Genomic DNA, 23086 nt, shown 5'->3' on the forward strand with positions numbered 1-23086 from the left:
CAGCCGAGGCTCAGGGGCTTTTCGGCTTGGGTCCGTGCAGCGCCCGCAGCCCGTTCAGAATCGTGGCCAGGTCCACGAGCTCCTGCAGGAGTGCCCCGGTGACGGCGGGGATGTATCCCGTCATGGCCACAGCCATGAGTCCGATGCTGAGGCCTATTCCCGTCCAGATGCTGACCAGGGCCACGGCTACGGTGCGCTTGCCTATTTCGACTGCAACGGCCACCTTGGAGAGGTCGTCCAGCATGATCACAACGTCCGCCGATTCACTTGCCGCTGTGGCGCCCTTGGCTCCCATGGCGATCCCGACGTCCGCTGCCGCGAGCACGGGGGCGTCATTGACGCCGTCGCCCACCATCACCACGGGGCGCTCCCGCACGCCGGCCACCGCATTAACCTTGTCCTCGGGAAGGCAGTCCGCCTGCACGTGCCGGATGCCCGCCTCTTCGGCAATGTGCGCCGCTGTCCCCTGGGCGTCACCGGTCAGCAGCATGGTGTGCCGGATCCCCAGGCGGTGCAGCCGGGCAAGGGTTTCCCGGGCGTCGGCGCGCAGCGGGTCCTTCATGATGAGGGCACCGGCGTATTCGCCGTTCACGGCAACGTAGACCGCCAGCTGACCGCTCCGCACGGCGGCTTCCCTGAAGCCCCCTGACAAGCTCCGGACCAGGCCGGCCTTTCCCACCACCACAGTGTCCCCGCCGCATACCGCCTCCACCCCCTGGGTGGCGTGTTCCGTGGCCCGGGTTACCGGCAGGAGTTCAAGATCGCGCACGGCAGCGGCTTCGATGACGGACGCCGCCAGGACATGCGAGGAGTACTGCTCGGCGGAGGCGGCAAGCTGCAGGATACGGGCAGGGTTGATGGACCCGCCTTCTTCCCCGCCCGGCGCGGCCTGCACGGTGTCCAGGACAGGCCGCCCGGATGTCAGCGTTCCGGTCTTGTCGAACACGGCTGTCCTTGCTTTGGCCAGTTGTTCGAGGGTCCCGCTGTTCTTGATGATGATGCCCCTGTGGGCGGCCTGGCTGGTACCGGCAAGGAACGCCACTGGGGCGGCGATCAGGAGCGGGCATGGAGTTGCCACCACCAGGACCTGGGCGATCCGCACGGGATCCCCTGAGAGGAGCCATGCGGTTCCAGCCATGAGGACGGCGAGCGCGGTAAAGGGAACGGCGTAGCGGTCCGCCAGGCGGACCACCGGGGCCCGGCTGGACGCCGCCTCCTCCACCAGGGCGATGATGCGGCTGTACTGCGATTCGGCCGCCGTGGCGGCGGCCCGCATCCTGACGGCCGTCTCGCCGTTGACGGAGCCGCTGAGCAGGAGGTCCCCGCGGACCCGCTCCACCGGCAGGCTTTCGCCCGTCAGCGAGGATTCATCCATGCTGGCGGCGTCGGACAGGAGCTCCCCGTCCACGGGGACCAGCTCGGAGGGACGCACCACCAGTACGTCCCCCGGCACCACCTCGCCAATCGGCGTGTCCTCCAGGACCGATCCGGCGCCTTCCCGGTGCGCGAACCGCGGAGCCCTGTCCAGCAGCGACCTCAGTTCCCGTGCAGCGCGTCCCTGGGCAAAGGTTTCCAATGCTTCCCCGCCGGAGAGCATGAGAATAACCACCAGGGCGGCAAGATACTCGCCCACCCACACTGTGCTGCCAATCGCCATCAGCGCAAGGACGTCGATTCCCCAGCGGCCCTCGCGCAGGGAGCGGAACATTGAGACGCCACGGCTGGCGGCGACGACGACGGCATAGGCGGACGCGCCGAGCCGGGCCTGCTCCTCCAGGCCCGACTGCAGCAGCAGCCCCGTCAGAATCAGCATCAGGCCGGTCACTGCAACCAGCGGGTACAGCCGGACAAACGCGACGCCCCTGCCCGCCGCCGACGTGCGGGGCTGCTCGGGGTTCGCCGCCTGCCGCGGCCCTAGAGCGGTGCCGGGCGGGGCGGCCGGCCGTCCCTCAGGCAAAACCCGCCCGCGCCGGATCATCCAGGTGGCTCCACCAGGTCAGCGGCGGGGTGACCTTAAAGCGCCGGCCGGTCACCGCCGTCGGAGTGATCCGCACAAAGTAGTCCTTGTGCCCCGCCTGCCAGGGAAAAAGGGTGAGGCCAACGCCTGTCATCAGGTCCGGTGAAGGTTCAAGGACCTCAGCATGGCCCTTCACTTCGACGCTCCATGCGGTGTGCCTTCCCTGGTCGGTGCCATCGGCTTCGAGGGCGACGGCGGCGGGCCCGGCCGCTGCGTGCAGCTTTGTTCCTTCTCCGGTGCGGAAGACCACCGACTCATGGTCCACCTTGTAGTTCACGGGGAAGATCTCCGGATGGCCGTCAACCAGGACGGCAAGGTGGCCAACCGATACCGTGCGCAGGAGATCCCAGCAGGCACTTGCGCCAAGGACCTCGACTGCAGTTGCGTCCCGTTCCGGTGAGTTGTTGCGCATACTGCTGAACGTAGTGCTCCCTGGCGCGCTGCACTAGGGCATTTAGGCACTACGGCACAAAAGCAGCAGGGGCATTCAGGCAGCAGCAGATGGTTCCGCGGCCGGGCTTTCCCCGGCCCTGTCATGACTTTCGGCCCTGCACTGCGCGCCGTGCCACCCGCATGCTGGAGGGAACAATCCTCCTCCGGCTGGGTCCGGGAAAGGCCAGGGACACCATGAAGGCATTCGTCGTCTATGACTCCGCCTACGGCAACACCAAGACCATCGCGGAAGCCCTGGCAGCGGGCCTGGGCAACAAGGCCGCTGCAGTCCCCGTTGACCGTTTCGATGCCGGCTCACTCCAGTCCGGCGACCTCCTTGTGGTGGGCAGCCCCATCAATGGCTGGCGCCCGACGCCCAAAATCACACAGGCGCTCGCCGACCTTGCCTCCCGTGGGCTGGCAGGGGTGAAGGCGGCAGCGTTCGACACCCGGCTCAAGCTGTTTATCCATGGGGATGCCGCCAAGAAGATGACCCGGGCGCTCAAGGCCGCCGGCGCCAGCATCATCACCGGCCCCATGGCCTTCTACGTCAAAGGCAGCGAAGGCCCCCTCCGTCAAGGGGAGGTTGACCGCGCAGCTGCGTGGGCGGAAACGCTCCGCTCCGCCTTGAAGGACCAGGGCAGCCGCAGGGAAGCGTGAACTCCGCGGGAGGTCAAAGGTCTTTGGGCCCTGTCAGTCCAGTAACCAGCCCCGTAGGATCTGGGCATGACCGACAAGAACATGGTGCCAGAAGCTGAAATCCTGGACTCCGAGGAGTGCTGGAAACTCCTGGAACGCACGAGTGTGGGACGGCTTGGCGTCGTCGTGGACGGCCAGCCCGATGTGTTTCCGGTGGGCTTCAAGGTTGACGGCGACGGCCTTGTTTTCCGGACGGGCAGCGGCACGAAGCTCCAGGCCATTGAAGCGAACTCCCTGGTGGCCTTGGAGGCGGACAGCGTCAGCGCCGAGTTTGGCCTGGCCTGGAGCGTTGTGGTCAAAGGCAGGGCTGTCCAGGACGATGCCGCGGGGCCGGCCCTGAACGAGACGCGCCGGGGGCTCTTTCCCTGGCAGGGAGTAGGCCAGGACCACCTCATCCGGATCGTTCCCCAGTCCGTGACGGGCCGGCGGTTCACCCTGTCCGCCACAGGCACCTGGGGCACCCCGCTGGACGAAGCCACCCGCGCAGGACTCGAATAGCCCCTCCCCATGGAGGACGGCGGACCCTGGACGGTTGACCGCTTTTTTGAAGGTTCCCCCACGGCCTACGGCCTTTACCGGGCGGCAGAACGCATGGCAACCGGGCTGGGACCCTTGGAGGTCCGGGTCTCCAAGAGCCAGGTTTCGTTCCGCCGCGGGCGCGGCTTCGCATTTCTTTGGCGCCCTGGCTCCTACGTGAAGTCCACGGTCCCCGTGGTCTTGTCCCTGGCGCTCCCTTACGAGGCGGCATCGCCGCGCTTCAAGCAAATCGCGCACCCCTCCCCCGGAATCTGGATGCACCATCTTGAGCTGCAGGACAGCGGCGAGCTGGACGCCGAGGTCGAACAGTGGCTGCGCGAGGCCTATGAAGCTGCCGGCTAGGGCGGGACGCCGTGGGCACCTTTTAGAGTCCTAAGGCCCTGTAACCCCGGCAGCCTGCGGCGCAGGCTAATGCCATGAACAACTCCGCCCAGCACCCGCAGAAAGTCCACCTCACGGAACAGCCCGTCGCCGTCGTCCGCGAACGCGTCCCCATGGCTGCACTGACCGACTTCTTCGGCCGGGCCTTCGGTACCGTGATGGCTGCAGCCCGGAAGCAGGGAGCCAGTCCCGCAGGACCGCCTTTTGCGCTCTACCGGGGCATGCCCAGCGAGACGGTTGACGTGGAAGCCGGCTTCCCCATTGCCGGCAGCTTTACCGACGCGGATGGCGTGGCGGGCGGGACTTTGCCTGAGACGGATGCCCTTGAGGCGCTCCACGTCGGCCCGTACGACACCCTGGAAAACACCTACCACGCGATCCTGGGGCAGATGGAAGCTGACGGCCTCACCCCGTCGGACACCATGTGGGAGTACTACCTGACTGACCCGGAAGCCGAACCCGACCCCGCGAAGTGGCAGACAAGGGTTGTCTGGCCCGTCGCGTAAGAGCCAACCATCCAAGGAGGTCTCCCATGAAGGTCCTTGTTGCGTACGCCAGCCGGCACGGTTCCACCACCGGAATAGCCGGGCGCATCGCTGCCCGCCTCCGTGAACAGGGGCTCGAGGCCGAGGCCCGGCCGGTGGCGGAAGTGCATGACGTCGGCCCGTACGAAGCCGTGGTGCTGGGCAGCGCCGCCTACATGGTCCACTGGCTCAAGGAAGCCACGGCTTTCGCGAGGCGGCACCGGCGGGAGCTCCAGGACAAAAAGGTATGGCTCTTCAGCAGCGGCCCCCTTGGCACCGAAGCTGTTGACAAGGATGGGGAGGATGTTCTGGCGAGCGCCCGGCCGAAGGAGTTCGCTGAACTGCAGGAGCTGCTCCATCCCAGTGGAGAACAGGTCTTTTTCGGCGCGTGGGACCCGGATTCCCCTCCCATCGGCATCGGTGAGCGCCTCATCAGGCTTGCCCCGGCAGCGAAGGAAGCCCTGCCTGCGGGTGATTTCCGGGATTGGGCGGCCATCGACGCCTGGGCCGACAGGATCGTTGCCGGACTGAACTCCCCAGGCGGACCGGCCGCCGGCGTCCAGGCAGGCTAGCCCGGCCATGCCTGATGTTCAGTCCGCGGTTCCACCCAGTCCCGCCTTCCAGGGCAATCTCCAGCCGTGGAGGCCGCTCTTCCGGTGGGCGGGGATAGCTTGTGTCCTCTTCGTATTCCTGCTGATAGCCGCCCTGGTGCTGGATTTCCTTGCACCTCCGCCTGTGCACGGAGGGGCGGAAAACCTCGAATTCATCGCCGCCAACAAGGCGAGTTACGTTGCGGAGCAGATCCTGTGGATCCTCCCCAACATCCTTCCGGTGCTGGCCTTCACCGCGCTCTTTGTGGCATTGGCCCCCGCACAGAGAAGCCTCGCGCTGATCGCCCTCATTTTTGGCGCCCTGCCATGGGCCCTCATCCTGGCCATCCCTGTCAGCAGCCGCGGATCGCTGAACCTCATCTACCTCAGTGACCGCTACCTGGAGGCCGGAACCGAGGAAGAACGCAGGGTTTTTGCCACGGCCGCAGAAGCAATCACTGCGGAGAACAACACCCCCGCGAGCGTAGGAACCCTTTCTGCCTTCGGCATCCTCCTGATGGCTGTCGCCATGGCCAGGGGGCCCAGGGCACTCTTCCCCCAGTGGATTGCCTGGCTGGGCGTGGCAACAGGGGCGCTGGGGGTGGTGAGCGAAATCCTCCGCCACGCGGTGCCTGAATTCTACTGGGGCTACGGCATCCTGCTCTGGGTGTGGTTTGTGGCTACCGGTTTCGCGCTGATCCGGCTTTCCGGGCACAGAACGGACGGAAAGTCATAAACCATCATCCGTGCCTTCATCCTGCCGCTCCTGCACTGCCCCGGATGGCAGCGCGCCGGGCCGGGAGAGCAGGGCCCGGAGCTCCTCGAGCAGCTCAAGCTGCTGGCTGTTGATCGCCATCAGCCGGTCGATCTCCGACTTTGACTGCACGTCTGTCTCGTAGTCGTGGCGGGCCATCGCCGCGGCAATGGCGTCCTGGCGCTTTGCGGCAATCAAAAGAATGGCGCCCTGAAGCCCGGCCAGCATGGAGAGGAAGAGGTTCAGGAGGATGTAGGGATAAGGATCCCAGGCGTCCGCCGCCAGCACGTAGGAATTAAACCCGGCCCATGCCGCCATGAAGGCAACGAACAGCCCCACGAAGGTCCAGCTGCCCATGCCGTTCCGTAGGACGTCCGCCGCCCGCTCACCCCGGCTTAGGCCCTCCTTGTGCCGTGCATGCCATGTAGTTCTCCGCTCGCTCATGTGCCTAGGGTAAGTGGCGGCGGCAGTACCCGCGCCCGCGAACCACGAATTACCCCAATGAATAGGGCAGACGGGACTTTGGTCCCTGATGGCAGCCCCTACCCTCTGGCACGCTGGATTGAGGCCCGAAGGATGCACCGTGGCTGGGGTGCTGTGTCCGGGCTGCGCACCGGATGCCGGTGGGCCCATGCGCTCCACTGCTTGGAGCAAGGATGCTTGAGGAGAACAAGGCTTATGGCGGGAACGTTCGAACTGTTTGTCGACGAGGATTCGCGGATCAGGTTCAGGCTGATGGCGCCGGATGGACAGGTACTGGCCGTTTCCGGACAGTACCCGGACAAGTACACCGCTGCTGACGCCATCAAGGACGTCCGCGAATGCGCCGGCACCGGTTTGATCCGGGATCTCGCGCCCGCGGCCACCCTTGTCCGGACGCCCCGCAGGGGACCCCAGTTCCGGGCGTTCGGTTCCGGCAAGGCCGGTTCCCTCGGTGCCGCCTAGGAAACCGGCCGCGCCGTGACGGCGGACGTTCAAACCCGGAAGGCGCAGGTCCTGGGCGTCAAAGGCCTGGTGAAGAGCTATGGCCAGCACACGGTGGTGGACGGCGTCACCTTCCACATCGAGGCCGGCGAAACCTACGGGCTCCTGGGCCCTAACGGGGCGGGGAAAACCACCATCATCTCCATGGTGGCCGGGCTGATTCCCGCGGATTCCGGAACCATCGAACTCGCCGGTTCTGCCATGACTCCTGCGAGCACCCGGGTCAAGCGGCACATCGGGCTGGTCCCGCAGGAACTTGCCATCTACCCGGACCTGACGGCGAAGGAGAACCTCCTGTTCTTCGGCAGGCTCCAGGGCCTCGGCGGCCAGGAACTCAAGAACCGGACGCAGGAGGTCCTGGACCTGATCGGGCTGGCGGACCGGGCCGGCGAGCAGACCAAGAAGTTTTCGGGCGGTATGAAGCGCCGGCTGAACATCGGCATCGGCCTCCTGCACCGGCCCACCCTGCTGATCCTTGATGAGCCGACGGTGGGGGTGGATCCCCAGTCCCGCAATTCCATCCTGGAATCCGTGGAAGGCCTCGCCACGGAGGGCATGGCGGTGCTGTACACAACCCATTACATGGAGGAGGCGGAGCGGTTGTGCGACCGGATCGCCATCATTGACGAGGGCCGGATCCAGGCCGAGGGCACCCGGAACCAGCTCGTTGAATTGACGGGCGGCGTGGACCGGATCGACCTGCACGGCAGCGGAAACACCGGTGCCGCCGCCGCGGCGCTGCGGCAGCTTCCAGGCGTGCAGCATGTCGACGGCGGCGCCTCCGGCCTGATCCTCACGGTGCACAACGGACCGGGCCTCCTTGCCCCCATCGTGGCCGAGGCGGGCGGCGCCGGGATGGTGCTGACCTCGGTGGAGATTGTCCGGCCGGACCTGGAGTCCGTCTTCCTGCACCTGACCGGCAAAGCGCTGCGGGACTGACGTGCACGGACTGTGGACCATGGTGGCCAATGACCTCCGGCAGCGGATCCGGGACAAATCCGTGTTTATCTTCTCGCTCCTTGTCCCCCTGGCCCTCATGGGGGTCCTGAACCTCTCCTTTGGCGGCTTCGACACTGAAAGCGTGGACCTCAAGCCCGCCGTCGTCGTCGCAAGTTCTGAGGACAGCGGGCAGTTGGGCGGCGCGCTGCTTGATGCCCTGGACTCGCTTCCCATCATGGACGTCACCATCCGCAAGGTGCCTGCCGCCGACGTGGGCCGGGAGACGAAGGACTCCGGAGCCGACCTGGGCATCATCCTCCCCGCGGAATTCACGACGGCGGTGAGGTCAGGGCAGGCCCTCTCCGTCCAGGTGGTGGAAGGGGATTCGGCGGGCCTTGAAGCCAACGTCCTGATTTCCGTGGTGGACGGGCTCCTGGGGCAGTTAGCGGCGGGCACCGCGACCGCCGCGGCAGGGGAAATCGCAGGGCTCCCCCATGAAGGCCTCGGCGCCCTTGCACAGCAGGCCGCAGCCGGCAGCCCTGCGCTGACGCTGTCTGAAGGCAAGGCGTCCGCTGAACAGCTTTCCCTCAAGGGCACCCTGGTGGCCGGCCAGACCGGGCTCTTCCTGCTTTTCACCGTCGGCTTCGGGGTGCTTGGGCTGCTGGCCGAGCGGGAGGAAGGCACGCTGGCCAGGCTGCAGGCCAGCCCTGTGGCCCGCGGGACAATCATCACGGCAAAAGCCCTTGTTGGATTCATCCTCGGCGTTACCGCCACTACCATCCTGCTCACTGCCGGCAGCATGCTGTTCGGCGTCTCCTTCGGCTCGCCCGCGGTGGTCGCGCTCCTGGTGCTGGCCGTGGCAGCGTCCGCCACCAGCCTGACCTTCGTGGTTGCCCGCCTGGTCCGCAGCGCGGAGCAGGCGAACATCGCCCAGTCGATCCTGGGCATGGTGCTGGGCATCGCCGGCGGCGCGTTCTTCCCCATCGAGGCCTCGGGATTCCTGGCCACCCTCATGGACCTCAACCCGATTGCCGCCTTCATCCGGGGCCTGGGCATCACGTCGGGCGGGGGCGGAGTGGCTGACGTCGCCGTCCCCCTTGCCGTCATGCTGGGCTTCGCGGCGGCAGCCACACTGGCTTCACGCCTGCTTCCGGACAGGGGCGCCAGGGCATGAGGAGCATCACCGGCATCGCGGCCGTGGAAGTCCGGCTCTTCCTGCGGGACAGGTCCAATATCTTCTTTGTCTTCATCTTTCCCCTCCTGCTGATCCTGCTGCTCGGCTCGCAGTTCGGCGCCAACAGCGGCCAGTCACGTGTTGCCCTGTCCGGCGCACCGGACACCCGGCTGGCGACGGCCCTGGCGGAACGGCTGGGAAAGGACGGCCTCCAGGTGTCCACTGCCGGGGCCGGGACGGTGCGGGACCAGCTCAGCCGAGGCCGGACCGACGTCGGGATCTTCATCAGTGACGACGACGCCGCAGCGTTCGCAGCCGGCCGGCCTGCCGACCTTGAAGTGGTCACGGCGTCCCAGTCGGCAGCGCAGGCCGTGCTCCAGGAGGTGCGGGCCTCCATCCAGGCAGTCAGCACCGAGCGGCGGCAGCAGTCCCTCCTCGAATCCGCAGGGGTGGGTGCGTCCGAGGCGGCCGCCGCGCTGGAGCAGGCCAGGAAAGCGGTGGAACAGCCCCGCGTGGAGGTGGTGGACACCAATGACGTCTCCCAGGTGTTCCAGGGGTTGGGACGGTTCGACCTCGGAGCGGCCCAGCAGCTCCTGCTGTTCGTCTTCCTCAGCTCCCTCACCGGGGCCACCACCTTGATCAAGGCCCGGCGCCTCGGGGTCATTGCCCGCGTCATGGCTGCCCCCGTTTCAAGCTGGCAGGCATTGGCGGGCCAGGCCCTGGGGCGCTTCGGCATCGCCGCCGTCCAGGGTGGTTACATCATGGCCGGCACTGCCCTGCTGTTTGGCGTTGACTGGGGTGATCCCCTGCTGGCGGGGCTGGTCCTGGTTCTTTTCTGCGCAGTTTCCGCCGCTGCCGCCATGGTCATAGGTTCAGTGATGGATAACGACGCCGCTGCCTCCGGTGTGGGGGTTGGGCTGGGCCTGGTGCTGGGTGGCCTGGGCGGTTCCATGGTGCCGCCGGAGTTCTTCTCCGAGGCACTCCAGGCAGTGTCCCGGCTGACCCCGCACCGCTGGGCATATGACGCCTTCGCGGACATCCAGCGGCATGAGGGAACCCTGGCGGAGATCCTTCCGCAGCTGGGCGTCCTGGCCGCCATGGTGCTGGCGCTGCTGGCGCTGGGGTCCTTCCTGCTGCAGCGGAGCCTCAGCCGGGCGTTGTAGGTCGACGGCCGCCGTCGTACCCTCAGCGCCGGTACCCGCTATCAGAAGCTGGATGAACTGCCTGAGCCAGAAAAACTGCCGCCGCTGCTTCCATAGCCGGTGGTGCTGCCGCCTCCGCCGCGGGCTGAGCTGACGCTGCTGACCCCCGTATTGAGCCCCGAGTTGAAGGTTGCCACGGAGAAGAAGTGGTAGGACGGGTAGACGGTCCCCAGGATACTTGGCTCATAGCTACGGCGGCGGTGGTCCAGGCCTTCCTGGGCTTCCTGCATTTCCTTGCGCATGAGCCCGGCTTCGCGTTCGTTCTTGGCAAAGCCCCCGATAACCGTTTCCGCGTGGTTCTCCAGGAGCGAAGCGAGGCGGGTCCGGGCGTCGTAGAGGCGGTCCAGCGCCTTTTCCGGGCTGATCTTTTCCTCCGCCAGCTCCGCGGTCCACCGCTCGATCTCGCGCAGGCTTTGGTCCCGGAAGGACCGCAGTGCCGCCGCGGTTGCCGAGTCCCCCTGCCCGTGGCGCTTGCTGAGGAGCTGTTCGAGTCCGGCCAGGTCGCTGCGGAAAGGTGCCAGCTGCCGGTCCCAGGCAGTGTGCCAGGCGCTGGCACGGTTCAAGAGGGCGTTGGTATCCGCGATGACGTCGTCAAGGGCGTCGAGCTCGGAGGCCGCGTCTGCGTACTGGCGCGCGAGCTTGAGGTTCTTCCGGCGGCTCAATGCGCGTCTGGAGAGCGCGTGCACTTTGTTGGAGAGCTCGCTGGCCGCGTTGTAGCGGCTCAGGAAGGTGCGGTGTTTCTCGAGGACGTGGCTTCCGTACCGGGATGATTCGGGAATGGTGGCGGCGTTCAGCTCCGTCACATCCAGATCCATGCTCACATTGCCGTAGCTCCGGTCCCCGCGCTCGATCTCCTTCCGGCTGGAAGACCTGGTAACGGCCCGCACAACGAGCCAGGCTCCGCCGCCGAGGGCTGCTGTTCCAGCCGTGATCCACGCCGCGACCAGGAAGGCGGCCGAGCGGTACCAGGGCTGGTTGATGAGCTCCGCCGCGCGCCGGACGCCGGCGATGGTTCCCTCTGTCCACTGCGCATCCCGCAGGAGTTCCTTGGCCGAGTCTTGGATGTCGGTCCGCTGTTCCAAGGACACTTTGCGGTCTTCGCCCATGTACGTGCCAACATGGCGGCCCACCGGGTCAAGGGCAAAAATGAAGAGCCCGTCCGCCCACTTCTGCCCGTCAGCACTGATCCACTCAGGGTGTCCGGCCCGGGCAAACCTCAGGACTTCCTCGTTGAGGTTGTCCTCCGCGCTGCCGTTGTAGGTGTACACCACAACCTTGGTGGGGTTGTAGAAATCGATGCGTTCGAGGGCCGGTACCAGCGTGTTCCGGTCCAGCACCCCTGCCGTGTCCTGGACCTCCACGGACGCCGGCGGCACAGCGAAGGCGATGCCCGCGCTGCCGGGCAACAGCACCAGCAACGCCAGCAGCAGGCCAGCAGTCCTGCGCATTATGAGGCCCATTTCCGCCCACTTCCTGGAGGCGCGTCCGCCCCTAAACGGCGTTCCATCCGTTGTCCGAAGCCAGCACCACGCCATTGATGTTCGTGCCGTCCCGGCTCAGCAGGAAGGCGGTTCCTGCCGCCACCATGACTGTTTGGCCCTCGAACCGGTGCGGGGTGATGTTTTCCTGCCAGGCGGCCATGTGCTGCTCCTCGGGATCGGACAGAAGTTCTTGCTTCCGGCAACTGTGGGTACTCTGCTGGAATAGGCGGTACACAGCGCGGCCCACCCCAACAGCATGGAGTCTCACGGGGAGCCACCACAGTGCCGAAGGTCCCCTGGGCAGGAGCGGAGGAGCAATGGAGGAATCAGGATCCATCGTTGCGGGATACGACGGTTCAGCTGAAGCCGCCGCCGCCGTCCATTGGGCAGCCCGGCAGGCGGACCTGCGCGGTTGTCCCCTCCACGTTGTCCACGTCTCCATTTGGCCGCTGCTGACACACCGGCTGGGCCCGGTTCCGGGGGTGGCGGACAGCGGCTTGGAGCGGTCAGCACAGGCGATCCTCGAGGAGGGCGTCAGCCACGCCCGCGCCGCGGCCCCGGGACTGGACGTGCAGGGCACCCTGTTGCATGGGCTGCCTGCCTCCTACCTTGCCGAGGCCTCTGCCGGCCAGGAGATGGTTGTTGTGGGCAGCCGGGGGCTGGGCGGATTCCTGGGGCTGCTGGTGGGGTCGGTCAGCCTGGAACTCGCAGCCACTGCATCCTGCCCCGTGGCAGTGATCCGGCCGGACCTCCACCCTGGCGGGCCGATCGTCGCCGCGGTGGACGCATCCGGGTCCCCCACCGCGCTGGAGGACGCTTGCGCCCTCGCCTCGGCAACGCAGGCCAGGCTCAGTGTCCTGCACGTCCACCATGTGCCCGCCGGGTACGCACAGCGGAACGAGCCCGACGCCGAGGCTGCCGCAGGCGAAGTGCTCCACGCCGCCCTCCGGCGTGCCCGGGCGCTCGCACCCTACGTTGCCGTGGAGGGCAGGGTGCTCACTGACTCGTCTGTCCCGCATGCCATCCTCAAAGCATCGGATGACGCGCAGATGCTTGTTGTTGGGACCAAAGGCCACGGCTTTTTGCGGCAGACCATCGGTTCCACCGCCCACGCGGTCCTTCACCATGCACGCGGCCCGGTCCTGATCTCCCGGCGCGGCAACAGCTGACGGACCTACGCTCCTGCGCCAGGCCCAAGCCCGTGTTTAGCCCGAACACGCCTATCCGGAGCGCCACGGGAAGAGCAGGTAGAGGCTGACCCACGCCAGGCCGACCAACAGCAGGGCCCGGATCCACAGTTCCCAGGCGGTGTTCCACACCCACAGTGCCGCAGTCCATGGCAGGAGAACCAGGAATTCCAGCCCCTGCAGGACCCAGGGCTGGCCCCGGAAAGCGGCCCATAGGTCAGCCAGGTTTCCCTGCCTGACCAGCAGCACTGCGCCGAACGCCGCCCACAGCAGAACGGCGATGACGAAGACGATGGCGCTGACGATTTTGGTGGAGTCCGCCATGGTTCCTCCGGACTTTCTTCTGGATGGCCAATCGGTTGACCAGCTCCAACCCGCGTTGGAGCTCCAGAAACCAGCGTCACCCGAAATCCCGCGGGCCCACAGGGTCTTTCGTCCCAGCGGCCCGGGCGCGGTGGCCCATATCCCACAGCGAATCGGGACGGTCGGCCCTATGCCGGGCGTTCCGTGGACAGGAACCTGAAGGTACGGCACGCGTCAACCGGGAGGATCCCATGCACGCCCTCCGGACATCAGTCCGAACGCATCCGCTGTGGTGGTATTTCAGCGTCACATTCCTCTTGTCCTGGGGCTGCATTGTGCTGGCCGTCTGGGCCAGCACGGGTGGCTTGTCGCCCACGCCGGAAGAATTCCAGCTGACGGTCCCCGTCACGGTGCCGGCGATGCTGCTGGGGCCTGCTGTTGCCAGCCTGCTGCTGACGGGAGTTGCCTCCGGACGTGCAGGCTACAGCGAACTGTGGCAGCGCCTGAAGCACTGGCGCGTGGGCGGGCGGTGGTACGCCATCGCCCTGCTGGTCGCGCCCGTGACGATGGCCGCCGTCGTGCTGGGTCTGTGGACCTCCTCTCCCGCATACGCGCCACGGATCGCCACGGCAGAAGACAAGGCCGGGACCATCGCCATGGCACTGGTGCTCGGGCTCGTGGTGGGGCTGCTCGAGGAAGTGGGCTGGACCGGGTTCGCCATCCCGAGGGCGCGCCGGCGCCTCAGCGCACTCTGGACCGGAATCCTGGTGGGGGTGCTCTGGGGAGTGTGGCATTTCTTCGTGAGTTACTGGGGCGGCGGCGGAACCAACGGCGGCATACCGATGGAGATCTTCCTGTCCCTGTGGGTCGCGGGCGTGCTCGTCGGGCAGCTCACCGCCTACCGGGTGCTCATGGTGTGGGTCTACGACCGCACCGGAAGCCTGCTCCTGGCCGCCCTGATGCACGCGAGCCTCTCCACCTTCCAGTTCATCCTGAACCCGCTGACGCCGGGAGTCCCCCAACAGGTCTACCCGTGGGGCCACGCGGCAACAGCCTGGCTGGTGGTCGCCGTCGTGATGCTGGTCCGCCGCGGCGACCTGACCCGGGGACCTAGGACCCTTTCAGCCAGGAAACCCATCAACCATTCTTGAGTTAACCCGGCGCTGGACGGCACCCGGATCATCGACGAGCAAGGAGCAGGAATGAAAGCCATTGTCTACGGCGGACCGGGGAAGAAATCCTGGACCGATGTGCCGGAACCAACCATCGTCAATCCCAGTGACGCCATCGTAAAAGTGGACACCACCACCATCTGCGGAACGGACCTGCACATCCTCAAGGGCGACGTGCCGGCAGTCCAGGAGGGAAGGATCCTGGGCCACGAAGGCGTGGGAACAATTACCGAGGTGGGGTCCTCCGTCACCACGCTGAAGCCCGGCGACCGGGTCATCATTTCCTGCATCAAGTCCTGCGGCCACTGCGCCAACTGCAAGACCGGCCTGTACTCCCACTGCCTGGGGGACGAAGGCGCGTCGGGCATCGGCTGGGTTTTCGGCCACCTGATTGACGGCACCCAGGCCGAATACGTCCGTGTGCCCTACGCCGAGAATTCCCTGCACCTGCTGCCCGCCGGAGTGAGCGACGAGCAGGCGGTCATGCTCTCCGATATCTTCCCCACCGGCTTTGAAATCGGAGTGCAGTACGGGCGGGTCAAGCCAGGAGACACAGTTGCGGTGGTAGGAGCAGGGCCGGTGGGGCTGGCGGCCATCGCCACCGCGGGACTCTACGGAGCGGCCACCATCATCGCCATCGACCTTGACCGCAACCGCCTGGAGCAGTCCCGCGGGTTCGGGGCCACGGACATCGTTGTGTCGGGCGACCCGGACTGGAAGGACCAGGTCCTCTCCCGTACCGACGGGCAGGGGGTGGACGTGGCCATCGAGGCGGTGGGCATTCCCGCCACCTTTGGCATGTGCACCGAGATAGTCCGTCCCGGCGGCACCGTGGCCAACGTTGGCGTCCACGGCAAGGCAGTGGAACTGCACCTGGAAAGACTGTGGATCCAGAACGTCAACATCAGCACGGGCCTGGTGAACACCAACACCACGCCCATGCTGCTGAAGCTCGTGGCGCAGAAAAAGCTGCCCGCAGAGAAGTTCGCCACGCACCATTTCCGGTTCGACCAGTTCATGGATGCCTATGACACTTTTGCCCGGGCGGCGGAGACCAATGCCTTGAAAGTCGTGATCACTGCCTGACATGCCCGGCTGCGGGGTGTCCGGACGTCTGGCAGCACTTCCCGGCCTATGCTGGCAAGGTGACCCCTGCCCCGTCCCCCACGCCGCTGGACGTCGTCGTCCACTCTGGTCCGGCCGAGTGGTGGGTGATCCTCGCCGGGCTCGGTCCGCTGGCCGTGCTCATCGCCGCCCTGCTGGCCTTCTATATCAACTGGCGCACCCTTAAGCAGCGCACCGCTGCGGACAAGACGGCCCTGGACCAGAAGCGGGAAGCGGATGCCCGTGCCCTGATGCAGAAGACTGAAGCGGACAGCCGCGCTGAATGGTGGCGGCGGACGCAGTGGGCACTGGACCGCGCGCTGGACGGGGACGAGGGAACAAAGGCCTTGGGACTGGCCACCCTGGAAGTGCTGGCCCGCAGCGAACTCGCGCGCACCGAAGAACTCGAGTTGTTCGACATTGCATGGAAAAGCGTCTCCGGCGATGAGAACGGGGAGGACCTCGGGGAGGAAGGAAACGGCGGCCAGGAGATGCCCTTCGTGGACGACAGCCGCATCATGGGCGAGAATGGAACGACGGATGAAGGCACAACCAAGGAGGCTGGACCATGAGCGCAGCGTCGCCTGAACACCGGTTTGTGCATCCTCCGCGGAACACTTCCGCCAAGCCTGCCCCCAAGAAGGCCACACCGGCTGAGCATCGGGTCCAGGTTGCGGCCGCCAGGCTGCGCGTCACGCTTGACGAGCGCCTGGGCCGCGAAACACCGGCCAAGACCAAGGCGCTGGCCAAGGAACCTATCTAGGTTCCATTCGGAAGGCTGTGCACCAGGCACAGCGTGTGCTGGATCGGGTGGGTAGTGGCTGCAGTCCTCCTTGGATGGAATCCCAACGCATGGGACCGCTGGGACTACCCTGCCGCCGTCGAGCAGGTGGCGCAGTCCGGCCGGTTCCTGCAGCGTTGGAGCGTCGGCCATGCGCTGGACGTCCGGCCGGGGACTGAAGCCTGGCTCCTGGTGCAGGGCAGGACTGACGCATGGACCGGGCTTATTGGACACGGGGTGGTGGTGTCCGAACCATACGCCGGCATGCCCGGTGCGGAACCTGCCGACGCCGGCTGGAGCGTCAGCGTCGCTTTCGACGCCCTGCTCCCGCTCGGCGAGCAGATACGGCCCGAGGCCCTCAGCGAGGCCGTCCCCTGGCTGGCGTGGCGCGACGCCACGGTTCGTTCCGGCATGCACCTTCCGCCTGGGGCGGAGCCTGGCCTTCGCCGGTTGTGGCGGGAGCAGGGGCCGACGGCGGGTACCCCCGCCCAGGTGGTGTCCGGGACCTGCCCGCCGTCCGCGGTCAGCAGCATCGAGGTGAACCGCTACGAGCGGGACGCCGAGGCGCGCGGGGTATGCCTGGCTTTCCATGGAACGTCCTGCGCTGCCTGCGGATTCTCCTTCGAGGCCTCCTACGGTGATGCCGGCACGGGCTACATCGATATCCACCACGTTGTGCCGCCGGAAATGCTCGCGAGCGGGTACCAGCTGGATCCTATTGCCGACCTTGTTCCGCTGTGCCCCAACTGCCACACCGTGGCGCACCACGGGGTGACGGAACCACGCACGGTGTCGGAACTCCGGAACATCATCGCCGCTGCCGGCCATTTGAGGGGCGAGGCAGTGAGCCCGCATGCCCTTCAGGCGCAGGATGACGCCCGGCGGATCCTTGAAGGCCGCCAGGACTGACCAGATTGCCGTCCCGCGCTTGCGCCGCGGGGACCTTATGCCCTGTTTCCTCCGGCGGGTAAGCCGCATCCTGATCGGGACGTGTACGCACAAACTGTGGGAAGCAGCCATGCCAACAAGAAGGAAGACCAGCCGCACTGCCGGTCCTGCTGCAGGCGGCGGGCAGGGTGCCCAGGCATCCGTCGAGGCCGCCTGCCTGTTCGGGTTCCGGGTGGCAGTTGCCACCACCGTCCTGACGGTGCTGACCTTTGCGCTTGCCCTGACAGCACTGCCGGACAAGGTCCCCTACCCCTTCACGGACGACGTGATCGCCGCCCAGTGGCCCGGTGACTACTACTGGCTGTTTCCGGCGATGATGCTGATGCTGCTGTTCGTGGCGTTGGTTGCCGCACTGCATCAGTACTCCCCGGACAGGAGCAAGACCTACAGTTCGCTGGCGCTGTGCCTCGCGGTGATCGCGGCGGCTGTCCTCCTGGTCAACTACTACATCCAGGCAGTGGTGATGCCCACGAGCCTCGAAAAAGGTCAGCTTGACGGCTGGTCCATCTTCACGCAGTACAACCCCAACGGGATCTTCATCGCCCTGGAGGAGCTCGGGTACCTGCTCATGACCGTGGTATTTCTCTGCCTGGTGCCTGTGTTGTCTACCCGGACCAGGCTTGAGCGGAGTATCCGGTGGCTGTTCCTCGCCAGCTTCGCCGCTGCGGTGGCCTCCCTCGCCGTCGTAGTGGCGCTGCGCGGCATGAACCGGGAGGATGTCTTCGAAATCATCATCATCAGCATCGTCTGGCTGACCCTGATCGCCGGCGGGGTCCTCCTTGCGGTCCTTTTCAAGCGCGGCCCGCAGTCGGTATAGGCGTTCGACGGCGGCATCGAAGGAGAGTGCCATGGCTGGAGCGGCGCGGTACGGCGGCCCGCACTGGCGGCGGGTTGTGGCTGTGCTGGCCAACAGCGATGCCCGCACTGCTTATGCACAAATTGTCCTCGGTGCCGTGCCCGGGGACGCGCCCACAGAGTTGAAGAATCAGCAGCTGAACGGCCGGCGGCGGAACCGGGCCATCGAAAACCTGCTCGGGTCGGGGCTCGTGGAGCGCACTGCGGCCGGCGGGCTGGTGGCGCCTGAAGCGATCTTCCGGGATCTGTTGGCCCAGCAGCCGCGGCGGCAGGCACCCACCGGGGTGGCACGTTTCCTGCGCCTGGGCAGGATTGAGAGGTACCCGGCCACCATGGCGGAACGCCGCGAACTCCTGGCGTGGATTGCCAACGACTCAATCCGGCCTGGTGAGCACCTGACCGAGAAACAGGTAAATGAGCGGCTCCTCGGTTACACGGAGGATGTGGTCCTGCTGCGCCGCTACCTGGTTGACTTCGGACTGCTGGAGCGGACGCCTTCGGGTTCCTCCTATGGACGGCCACAGGAATCCTAGGAAATTACAGCTCACCCCTTGACGGTTGCAAAACGTTTTGCATATAGTGATGCAGGCAACATACAAAACGTTTTGCAAAGGAAAGGTCGATGGCGACGAAGGTAAACATCCGGGACGTAGCGAAAGCTGCAGGCGTTTCCGTGACCACTGTGTCGCATGCCCTGAGCGAAGCGCACAGCTCCCGGGTGAACGCCCGGACCGTGGAGCACATCAAGGCCGTCGCCGGCGACCTCGGCTACGCACCGAACCGTTTGGCGAGCGGACTGCGCAACCAGCGCTCCCAGATCCTGGGCCTCGTCAGCGACGAGATCACCACCACCCCCTTCGCCGGCGCCATGATCCAGGGCGCACAGGACGCGGCCTCCGAGCACGGACACCTGCTGATGGTGGTCAACTCCGGCCTGGACAATGAACTGGAGCGCCAGGAGATCCGGGCACTGCAGCAGCACCAGGTTGACGGAATCATCTTCGCCCGGATGTTCAACCAGCGGGTGTCCGTACCCGACGAACTGAGCGCGGTTCCCACCATCGTGTTGGACGCCACCACAGACAACCCCGGGATGTCCTCGGTAGTGCCGGATGAGTTCGGCGCCGGCGAGTCCGCTGCCGAACTCCTGGTGGCGGCAGGCCACCGGAGGATCGCCATGATCAACAACGAGGACGACATCCCTGCTGCACACGGCCGGTTGGCAGGTTTCCGGGAAGGCCTGCTGCGCCATGGACTGGAACTGCCGGCAGAGTACCTGCTCGCCGGGCATCCGAGCACGGCCGGAGGGCGCAATGCCGCCCTCCAGCTGCTGTCCGGACCCGGGCGGCCCACCGCATTGTTCTGTTTCAACGACCAGATGGCCATGGGCGCCTACCAGGCGGCCGGCTATCTTGGGCTGGGCATCCCGGCAGACCTCTCGATTGTGGGAGTGGACAACCTGGAACTGATTGCCGACGCCCTTTGGCCCGGGCTCTCCACCATGGCCCTCCCCCACTATGAAATGGGCCGGTGGGCGGTCCATAAGCTGCTCAACGAACTGGAAAACCCCGGCGCGCCCCGGGTGCAGGAAAAGGTCGCATGCCCGCTGGTCGAACGCGGCTCCGTGGCCCCGCCCAAGAACTGACCCTGACGCCAACTGACCCGCAGGGCAGCCGTCGAGGCTGCCCTGGAACGAACCTGTCTTACCCCACAAAGAACGGGAACGCAGCCGTTGCAGCGGCCGCGTTCCCAGCAGGACCCCGTCACACCCCTCCACCCTGTCCAAGCAGAAAGACTGACCATGAACACGAAGCTCACCAAGGTCCTGGCGACCAGCATAGCCGCCGTCGCCCTCACCGCCACCCTCGCCGGCTGCGGCAAGGGCAGCGCCTCCTCCTCCAGCGAAGGGTCCGGCGAGATCGCGCTCTGGACCCACAACGCCGGCAACGCCGACGAACTGGCCGCAGTCCAGAAGATCGTGGACTCCTACAACGGCAGCCAGGACAAAGTGAAGATCAAGGTCCAGGCCTTCCCCCAGGACTCCTACAACGACTCGGTGGTCTCCGCCGCCGCAGCAGGCAACCTCCCCTGCATCGTGGACATTGACGGACCGAACGTGCCCAACTGGGCATGGGCCGGTTACCTGAAGCCCCTGGAACTGGACGCTGACCTTTCCGAGCAGCTCCCCAGCACAGTGGCTGAATGGGACGGAAAGCCCTATGCGGTGGGCTACTACGACGTGGCGCTGGCCATGATGGCACGCGGCTCCGACCTGGAGGCCGCCGGGGTACGGGTTGCCACCATGGAGCAGCCCTGGACCAAGGAGGAGTTCCAGGACGCCCTGACGAAGCTCAAGGCCCTCGGCAAGTGGGAGCACCCGCTGGACCTGGGCACTGCCGGCACCGGCGAATGGCTTCCGTACGCCTATTCCCCCTTCCTGCAGTCCTTTGGCGGCGACCTGGTCAACCGCGACGGCTTCCAGAGCGCCCAGGGCGAGCTCAACGGCGACAAGGCTGTGGCGTGGGCGGAGTGGTTCCGCGGCCTGGCCGACCAGGGTTTTATGGCCAAGAAGAGTGGCAAGGATTCCACCCAGGACTTCCTGAACAACAAGAGCGCCATCGTCTACACCGGCTCGTGGGCCGCGGACAAGGCCAAGGCCGCACTGGGCGATGACCTCGTGGTCATGCCGCCTGTTGACCTTGGTGAAGGCCCCAAGATCGGCGGTGCCTCCTGGCAGTGGGGCGTCACCAGCGGCTGCAGCAATTCCGAGGCGGCCATGGACTACCTCTCCTACTCCCTGAAGCCGGAGAATATCGCTGCAGTGGCCAAGGCCACCGGCGCCATCCCCGCCAGCGAGGAGGCTGCGGCCCAGATCCCATCGTTCGCCGAGGGCGGCGCCAACCGGATCTTCATGGACTTCTCCCGCGAGTACGCCGTCATGCGGCCCGAGACACCCGCCTACCCCTTCATCGCCACGGAGTACGGCAAGGCCGTCCAGGACATCCTGAACGGAGCAGACCCCAAGTCCACCCTGGACAGCGCCGTGAAGGCCATCGACGCCAACATCAAGTCCAACGGCGGCTACAAGAACTAGCCGGCGCCGCCGGAGGCCTGCCGCGCCCATCGGCGCGGCAGCCCTCCGGCAGCCCGACCTACGAAAGACTCCCCATGGCAACTGCTCCCCTTCCCACCCGCCCACGCGTCCCATCGAGCACCCAGGCCGCCCCGCCGCCGTCGAACGTTAAACCCGCTGCGCACCGCCGGCCCGGATTCCGCCGCGACCAGCTCAGCGGCTGGGGCATGATCGCCCCCGCGGCGCTGCTCCTGCTGGCCTTCATCTTCATTCCGGCCATCCTGGGCTTCGGCCTGGCCTTCACCAACGCCCGGCTCATCTCGCCGCGGCCGGTTGAATTCGTGGGGCTGGACAACTTCACCCGCCTGTTCACGGACCCCACGTTCTACCGCGCCCTGCTCAACGTCGCCTACTTCACCGTGGTCATTGTCCCGGTGCAGTCCGGCCTGGCGCTGGTAATGGCACTGTTGATCAACAAGAAGTTCCGCGGCGTGAATTTCTTCCGGACGGTGTACTTCCTTCCCGTGGTCACCTCCATGGTGGTTGTCTCACTGCTGTGGCTGTTCATGTACCGCAAGGACGGCCTGATCAACGAGATCCTCGCGGCCGTCAGCTTCGGCCTGATCGACGGGCCGGACTGGCTGGGCGATCCCAACACCGCAATGCCGGCCATCATCATCCTGTCCATCTGGCAGGCCGCCGGCTTCCACATGATCATCTGGCTGGCCGGGCTGCAGGGCATCTCGGGCGAACTCTATGAGGCGGCCCAGCTGGACGGCACCAGCCGCTGGCAGCAGTTCCGCTACGTCACCTGGCCCGGGCTCTTCCACACCCGCAGCCTGGTGCTTGTCACCATCACCATCCAGGCCCTTGGACTCTTCGACCAGATCAGCGTGATGACCCAGGGCGGACCCATGGATTCCACCACCACCATCATTTACGAAGCCGTCCAGTCCGGCTACCGGCAGCAGGAAACCTCCTACGCCTCCGCCATTTCGCTGGTGTTCTTCGTCCTCGTCCTGATCGTCTCCGCGGTGCAGCGCCACCTCACCCGGGAGAAAGACTGACATGAAAAACCAACTCCTCCTGAAGAACGCCGGCACCATGCTGGTGCGCATCCTCTTCGCGGTTGTCGCCGCGTTCCCCATCGTCTTCATGCTGGTGTCCTCACTGAAACCGGACCAGCAGATCTTCGGTGACATGTCCTCCCTGGCCGCGTTCCTGCCGGTGGGCAACATCTCGTTCGACAATTACACGGCCGTCTTTGACCGGGTCCCGGCGGCCCGCTTCCTGCTCAACTCGGTGGGCGTCTCCGCCGTCACGGTCATCCTGGGCATCTTCGTCAACAGCCTCTGCGCCTTCGCCCTGTCCCGGATGCAGGTCCGCGGCAAGAAGATCGTATTCACCGCCATCCTGGCCACGCTGATCGTGCCTTTCCAGACCCTAGCCCTGCCGCTGGTGTGGTGGGTCAACCAGCTCCCCTACTTCGAGCTGAACGGCTTCAGCCTGGAATTCTCCAAGGGCTGGCTGGACACCTACCAGGTGCAGATCATCCCGTTCATCGCCAACGCGTTCTCCATCTACCTGTTCCACCAGTACTTCGAATCCATCCCCAAGGAACTGGACGAGGCCGCCCGCATCGACGGCGCCGGCTGGTTCAAGATCTACCGCCAGGTGGTCATGCCGCTCTCCGGACCGGCCACCGCAACCGTGGCGATCCTGACCTTCCTGCCCGCCTGGAACTCCTACCTCTGGCCCCTCATGGTGGTCCAGTCCGAGGAACTGCGGCCGGTGATGATCGGCATCCAGTACTTCTTCCAGCTGAACGTCTCGTGGGGCGAGGTGATGGCCTACGCGTCCCTGATCACCGTCCCGGTGGTGGTGCTGTTCATCGCCTTCCAGCGTTCCTTCGTCAACAGCATCGCCTCGAGCGGGGTAAAGGGCTAGCC

Annotated in this window: 28 protein-coding genes; 22 read left to right on the forward strand and 6 right to left on the reverse strand. The window is 66.2% G+C overall.

What is annotated here, in order from left to right:
- Nucleotides 1-10 precede the first annotated feature (10 nt).
- The gene (locus KTR40_RS10290) at nucleotides 11-1978 is read right to left on the reverse strand and encodes a heavy metal translocating P-type ATPase (RefSeq protein ID WP_228403570.1); all 1968 of its coding nucleotides are present in this window, start codon (nucleotides 1976-1978) and stop codon (nucleotides 11-13) included.
- Nucleotides 1950-2429, reverse strand: a complete 480-nt coding sequence (locus KTR40_RS10295) for a pyridoxamine 5'-phosphate oxidase family protein (protein ID WP_139029388.1) — start codon at nucleotides 2427-2429, stop codon at nucleotides 1950-1952. The genes KTR40_RS10290 and KTR40_RS10295 overlap by 29 nt, the downstream gene beginning before the upstream one ends.
- A gap of 161 nt (nucleotides 2430-2590) precedes the next feature.
- On the opposite strand from KTR40_RS10295, the gene KTR40_RS10300 reads away from it, so the two are divergent.
- The 6 genes from KTR40_RS10300 to KTR40_RS10325 all read left to right on the forward strand — a co-directional run bounded on the left by KTR40_RS10300 (nucleotide 2591) and on the right by KTR40_RS10325 (nucleotide 5916).
- On the forward strand, nucleotides 2591-3109 hold the full coding sequence (locus KTR40_RS10300) for a flavodoxin domain-containing protein (protein ID WP_228403572.1): 519 nt from the start codon (nucleotides 2591-2593) through the stop codon (nucleotides 3107-3109).
- A 66-nt stretch (nucleotides 3110-3175) separates the two neighbouring features.
- Nucleotides 3176-3646, forward strand: a complete 471-nt coding sequence (locus KTR40_RS10305) for a pyridoxamine 5'-phosphate oxidase family protein (RefSeq protein ID WP_139029389.1) — start codon at nucleotides 3176-3178, stop codon at nucleotides 3644-3646.
- Nucleotides 3647-3655: 9 nt separating this feature from the next.
- Nucleotides 3656-4027, forward strand: a complete 372-nt coding sequence (locus KTR40_RS10310; protein WP_228403574.1) for a DUF5655 domain-containing protein — start codon at nucleotides 3656-3658, stop codon at nucleotides 4025-4027.
- Nucleotides 4028-4101: 74 nt separating this feature from the next.
- Nucleotides 4102-4572, forward strand: coding sequence for a GyrI-like domain-containing protein (locus KTR40_RS10315; protein WP_228403576.1), 471 nt, complete (start codon nucleotides 4102-4104; stop codon nucleotides 4570-4572).
- Nucleotides 4573-4598: 26 nt separating this feature from the next.
- A complete protein-coding gene (locus KTR40_RS10320; protein WP_228403578.1) occupies nucleotides 4599-5162 on the forward strand; it encodes a flavodoxin domain-containing protein in 564 nt (187 codons plus the stop codon).
- A gap of 7 nt (nucleotides 5163-5169) precedes the next feature.
- Entirely contained in the window at nucleotides 5170-5916 is a 747-nt protein-coding gene (locus tag KTR40_RS10325; RefSeq protein WP_228403580.1) for a DUF4386 family protein, read from the forward strand.
- Here the strand turns inward: KTR40_RS10325 and KTR40_RS10330 are convergent.
- Nucleotides 5911-6378, reverse strand: coding sequence for a DUF1003 domain-containing protein (locus KTR40_RS10330; protein WP_139029393.1), 468 nt, complete (start codon nucleotides 6376-6378; stop codon nucleotides 5911-5913). The genes KTR40_RS10325 and KTR40_RS10330 overlap by 6 nt on opposite strands.
- A gap of 234 nt (nucleotides 6379-6612) precedes the next feature.
- Here KTR40_RS10330 and KTR40_RS10335 point away from each other — a divergent pair, with 234 nt between their 5' ends.
- The 4 genes from KTR40_RS10335 to KTR40_RS10350 are packed head-to-tail and all read left to right on the forward strand — an operon-like array spanning nucleotide 6613 to nucleotide 10194.
- Complete coding sequence (locus KTR40_RS10335) at nucleotides 6613-6879, forward strand: DUF1508 domain-containing protein (RefSeq protein WP_139029394.1); 267 nt, start codon at nucleotides 6613-6615, stop codon at nucleotides 6877-6879.
- A 15-nt stretch (nucleotides 6880-6894) separates the two neighbouring features.
- Nucleotides 6895-7857, forward strand: coding sequence for an ABC transporter ATP-binding protein (locus KTR40_RS10340; RefSeq protein WP_139029395.1), 963 nt, complete (start codon nucleotides 6895-6897; stop codon nucleotides 7855-7857).
- Between the two features lies 1 nt (nucleotide 7858).
- A complete protein-coding gene (locus KTR40_RS10345) occupies nucleotides 7859-9031 on the forward strand; it encodes an ABC transporter permease (RefSeq protein WP_228403582.1) in 1173 nt (390 codons plus the stop codon).
- Complete coding sequence (locus KTR40_RS10350; protein WP_228403584.1) at nucleotides 9028-10194, forward strand: ABC transporter permease; 1167 nt, start codon at nucleotides 9028-9030, stop codon at nucleotides 10192-10194. Before KTR40_RS10345 ends, KTR40_RS10350 begins: the two co-directional genes overlap by 4 nt.
- Nucleotides 10195-10235: 41 nt before the next feature.
- On the opposite strand, the gene KTR40_RS10355 is transcribed toward KTR40_RS10350, so the two are convergent.
- Together KTR40_RS10355 and KTR40_RS10360 are read right to left on the reverse strand one after the other, a co-directional pair.
- On the reverse strand, nucleotides 10236-11693 hold the full coding sequence (locus KTR40_RS10355) for a DUF5129 domain-containing protein (RefSeq protein ID WP_228403586.1): 1458 nt from the start codon (nucleotides 11691-11693) through the stop codon (nucleotides 10236-10238).
- A gap of 31 nt (nucleotides 11694-11724) precedes the next feature.
- On the reverse strand, nucleotides 11725-11874 hold the full coding sequence (locus KTR40_RS10360) for a hypothetical protein (protein ID WP_179997636.1): 150 nt from the start codon (nucleotides 11872-11874) through the stop codon (nucleotides 11725-11727).
- A gap of 157 nt (nucleotides 11875-12031) precedes the next feature.
- Here KTR40_RS10360 and KTR40_RS10365 point away from each other — a divergent pair, with 157 nt between their 5' ends.
- The gene (locus tag KTR40_RS10365; RefSeq protein ID WP_228403588.1) at nucleotides 12032-12883 is read left to right on the forward strand and encodes a universal stress protein; all 852 of its coding nucleotides are present in this window, start codon (nucleotides 12032-12034) and stop codon (nucleotides 12881-12883) included.
- Nucleotides 12884-12934: 51 nt separating this feature from the next.
- On the opposite strand, the gene KTR40_RS10370 is transcribed toward KTR40_RS10365, so the two are convergent.
- Nucleotides 12935-13225: a hypothetical protein gene (locus KTR40_RS10370; protein WP_139029399.1), complete on the reverse strand. Its 291-nt coding sequence runs from the start codon at nucleotides 13223-13225 to the stop codon at nucleotides 12935-12937.
- Between the two features lie 230 nt (nucleotides 13226-13455).
- On the opposite strand from KTR40_RS10370, the gene KTR40_RS10375 reads away from it, so the two are divergent.
- The 11 genes from KTR40_RS10375 to KTR40_RS10425 all read left to right on the forward strand — a co-directional run bounded on the left by KTR40_RS10375 (nucleotide 13456) and on the right by KTR40_RS10425 (nucleotide 23084).
- On the forward strand, nucleotides 13456-14355 hold the full coding sequence (locus KTR40_RS10375; protein ID WP_228403590.1) for a CPBP family intramembrane glutamic endopeptidase: 900 nt from the start codon (nucleotides 13456-13458) through the stop codon (nucleotides 14353-14355).
- 51 nt (nucleotides 14356-14406) lie between these two features.
- The gene (locus KTR40_RS10380) at nucleotides 14407-15462 is read left to right on the forward strand and encodes a zinc-dependent alcohol dehydrogenase family protein (protein WP_228403591.1); all 1056 of its coding nucleotides are present in this window, start codon (nucleotides 14407-14409) and stop codon (nucleotides 15460-15462) included.
- A 59-nt stretch (nucleotides 15463-15521) separates the two neighbouring features.
- Nucleotides 15522-16052, forward strand: a complete 531-nt coding sequence (locus KTR40_RS10385; RefSeq protein WP_228403593.1) for a hypothetical protein — start codon at nucleotides 15522-15524, stop codon at nucleotides 16050-16052.
- Nucleotides 16049-16243: a hypothetical protein gene (locus KTR40_RS10390; RefSeq protein ID WP_139029403.1), complete on the forward strand. Its 195-nt coding sequence runs from the start codon at nucleotides 16049-16051 to the stop codon at nucleotides 16241-16243. The genes KTR40_RS10385 and KTR40_RS10390 overlap by 4 nt, the downstream gene beginning before the upstream one ends.
- Nucleotides 16244-16297: 54 nt before the next feature.
- A complete protein-coding gene (locus KTR40_RS10395) occupies nucleotides 16298-17170 on the forward strand; it encodes an HNH endonuclease (RefSeq protein WP_228403595.1) in 873 nt (290 codons plus the stop codon).
- Nucleotides 17171-17279: 109 nt separating this feature from the next.
- Nucleotides 17280-18026 (forward strand): hypothetical protein, encoded by a 747-nt coding sequence (locus KTR40_RS10400; RefSeq protein ID WP_228403597.1) that lies wholly within the window; start codon nucleotides 17280-17282, stop codon nucleotides 18024-18026.
- A gap of 31 nt (nucleotides 18027-18057) precedes the next feature.
- Entirely contained in the window at nucleotides 18058-18597 is a 540-nt protein-coding gene (locus KTR40_RS10405) for a DUF2087 domain-containing protein (protein ID WP_228403599.1), read from the forward strand.
- An 89-nt stretch (nucleotides 18598-18686) separates the two neighbouring features.
- Nucleotides 18687-19709, forward strand: a complete 1023-nt coding sequence (locus KTR40_RS10410) for a LacI family DNA-binding transcriptional regulator (RefSeq protein WP_228403601.1) — start codon at nucleotides 18687-18689, stop codon at nucleotides 19707-19709.
- Nucleotides 19710-19865: 156 nt separating this feature from the next.
- Nucleotides 19866-21158, forward strand: coding sequence for a sugar ABC transporter substrate-binding protein (locus KTR40_RS10415; RefSeq protein WP_228403603.1), 1293 nt, complete (start codon nucleotides 19866-19868; stop codon nucleotides 21156-21158).
- A gap of 74 nt (nucleotides 21159-21232) precedes the next feature.
- Nucleotides 21233-22204 (forward strand): carbohydrate ABC transporter permease, encoded by a 972-nt coding sequence (locus KTR40_RS10420; RefSeq protein WP_228403605.1) that lies wholly within the window; start codon nucleotides 21233-21235, stop codon nucleotides 22202-22204.
- Nucleotide 22205: 1 nt separating this feature from the next.
- Nucleotides 22206-23084 carry a carbohydrate ABC transporter permease gene (locus KTR40_RS10425; RefSeq protein ID WP_079596273.1) on the forward strand — a complete coding sequence of 293 codons (879 nt, stop codon included), beginning with the start codon at nucleotides 22206-22208 and terminating at the stop codon, nucleotides 23082-23084.
- Nucleotides 23085-23086: the final 2 nt, after the last annotated feature.

Origin of the sequence: Pseudarthrobacter sp. L1SW (assembly GCF_020809045.1) — a bacterium.
In the GTDB taxonomy this organism is placed as follows: Bacteria; Actinomycetota; Actinomycetes; order Actinomycetales; family Micrococcaceae; genus Arthrobacter.

What these genes read in the sequence shown, in the direction of transcription:
- KTR40_RS10310 (WP_228403574.1), top strand. Translation starts at nt 3,656, where the DNA reads ATGGAGGACGGCGGACCCTGGACGGTTGACCGCTTTTTTGAAGGTTCC.
- KTR40_RS10410 (WP_228403601.1), top strand. Translation starts at nt 18,687, where the DNA reads ATGGCGACGAAGGTAAACATCCGGGACGTAGCGAAAGCTGCAGGCGTT.
- KTR40_RS10335 (WP_139029394.1), top strand. Translation starts at nt 6,613, where the DNA reads ATGGCGGGAACGTTCGAACTGTTTGTCGACGAGGATTCGCGGATCAGG.
- KTR40_RS10355 (WP_228403586.1), bottom strand. Translation starts at nt 11,693, where the DNA reads ATGGGCCTCATAATGCGCAGGACTGCTGGCCTGCTGCTGGCGTTGCTG.
- KTR40_RS10305 (WP_139029389.1), top strand. Translation starts at nt 3,176, where the DNA reads ATGACCGACAAGAACATGGTGCCAGAAGCTGAAATCCTGGACTCCGAG.
- KTR40_RS10295 (WP_139029388.1), bottom strand. Translation starts at nt 2,429, where the DNA reads ATGCGCAACAACTCACCGGAACGGGACGCAACTGCAGTCGAGGTCCTT.
- KTR40_RS10400 (WP_228403597.1), top strand. Translation starts at nt 17,280, where the DNA reads ATGCCAACAAGAAGGAAGACCAGCCGCACTGCCGGTCCTGCTGCAGGC.
- KTR40_RS10375 (WP_228403590.1), top strand. Translation starts at nt 13,456, where the DNA reads ATGCACGCCCTCCGGACATCAGTCCGAACGCATCCGCTGTGGTGGTAT.
- KTR40_RS10380 (WP_228403591.1), top strand. Translation starts at nt 14,407, where the DNA reads ATGAAAGCCATTGTCTACGGCGGACCGGGGAAGAAATCCTGGACCGAT.
- KTR40_RS10370 (WP_139029399.1), bottom strand. Translation starts at nt 13,225, where the DNA reads ATGGCGGACTCCACCAAAATCGTCAGCGCCATCGTCTTCGTCATCGCC.
- KTR40_RS10415 (WP_228403603.1), top strand. Translation starts at nt 19,866, where the DNA reads ATGAACACGAAGCTCACCAAGGTCCTGGCGACCAGCATAGCCGCCGTC.
- KTR40_RS10300 (WP_228403572.1), top strand. Translation starts at nt 2,591, where the DNA reads ATGCTGGAGGGAACAATCCTCCTCCGGCTGGGTCCGGGAAAGGCCAGG.
- KTR40_RS10315 (WP_228403576.1), top strand. Translation starts at nt 4,102, where the DNA reads ATGAACAACTCCGCCCAGCACCCGCAGAAAGTCCACCTCACGGAACAG.
- KTR40_RS10420 (WP_228403605.1), top strand. Translation starts at nt 21,233, where the DNA reads ATGGCAACTGCTCCCCTTCCCACCCGCCCACGCGTCCCATCGAGCACC.
- KTR40_RS10330 (WP_139029393.1), bottom strand. Translation starts at nt 6,378, where the DNA reads ATGAGCGAGCGGAGAACTACATGGCATGCACGGCACAAGGAGGGCCTA.
- KTR40_RS10405 (WP_228403599.1), top strand. Translation starts at nt 18,058, where the DNA reads ATGGCTGGAGCGGCGCGGTACGGCGGCCCGCACTGGCGGCGGGTTGTG.
- KTR40_RS10425 (WP_079596273.1), top strand. Translation starts at nt 22,206, where the DNA reads ATGAAAAACCAACTCCTCCTGAAGAACGCCGGCACCATGCTGGTGCGC.
- KTR40_RS10320 (WP_228403578.1), top strand. Translation starts at nt 4,599, where the DNA reads ATGAAGGTCCTTGTTGCGTACGCCAGCCGGCACGGTTCCACCACCGGA.
- KTR40_RS10365 (WP_228403588.1), top strand. Translation starts at nt 12,032, where the DNA reads ATGGAGGAATCAGGATCCATCGTTGCGGGATACGACGGTTCAGCTGAA.
- KTR40_RS10290 (WP_228403570.1), bottom strand. Translation starts at nt 1,978, where the DNA reads ATGATCCGGCGCGGGCGGGTTTTGCCTGAGGGACGGCCGGCCGCCCCG.
- KTR40_RS10360 (WP_179997636.1), bottom strand. Translation starts at nt 11,874, where the DNA reads ATGGCCGCCTGGCAGGAAAACATCACCCCGCACCGGTTCGAGGGCCAA.
- KTR40_RS10390 (WP_139029403.1), top strand. Translation starts at nt 16,049, where the DNA reads ATGAGCGCAGCGTCGCCTGAACACCGGTTTGTGCATCCTCCGCGGAAC.
- KTR40_RS10350 (WP_228403584.1), top strand. Translation starts at nt 9,028, where the DNA reads ATGAGGAGCATCACCGGCATCGCGGCCGTGGAAGTCCGGCTCTTCCTG.
- KTR40_RS10325 (WP_228403580.1), top strand. Translation starts at nt 5,170, where the DNA reads ATGCCTGATGTTCAGTCCGCGGTTCCACCCAGTCCCGCCTTCCAGGGC.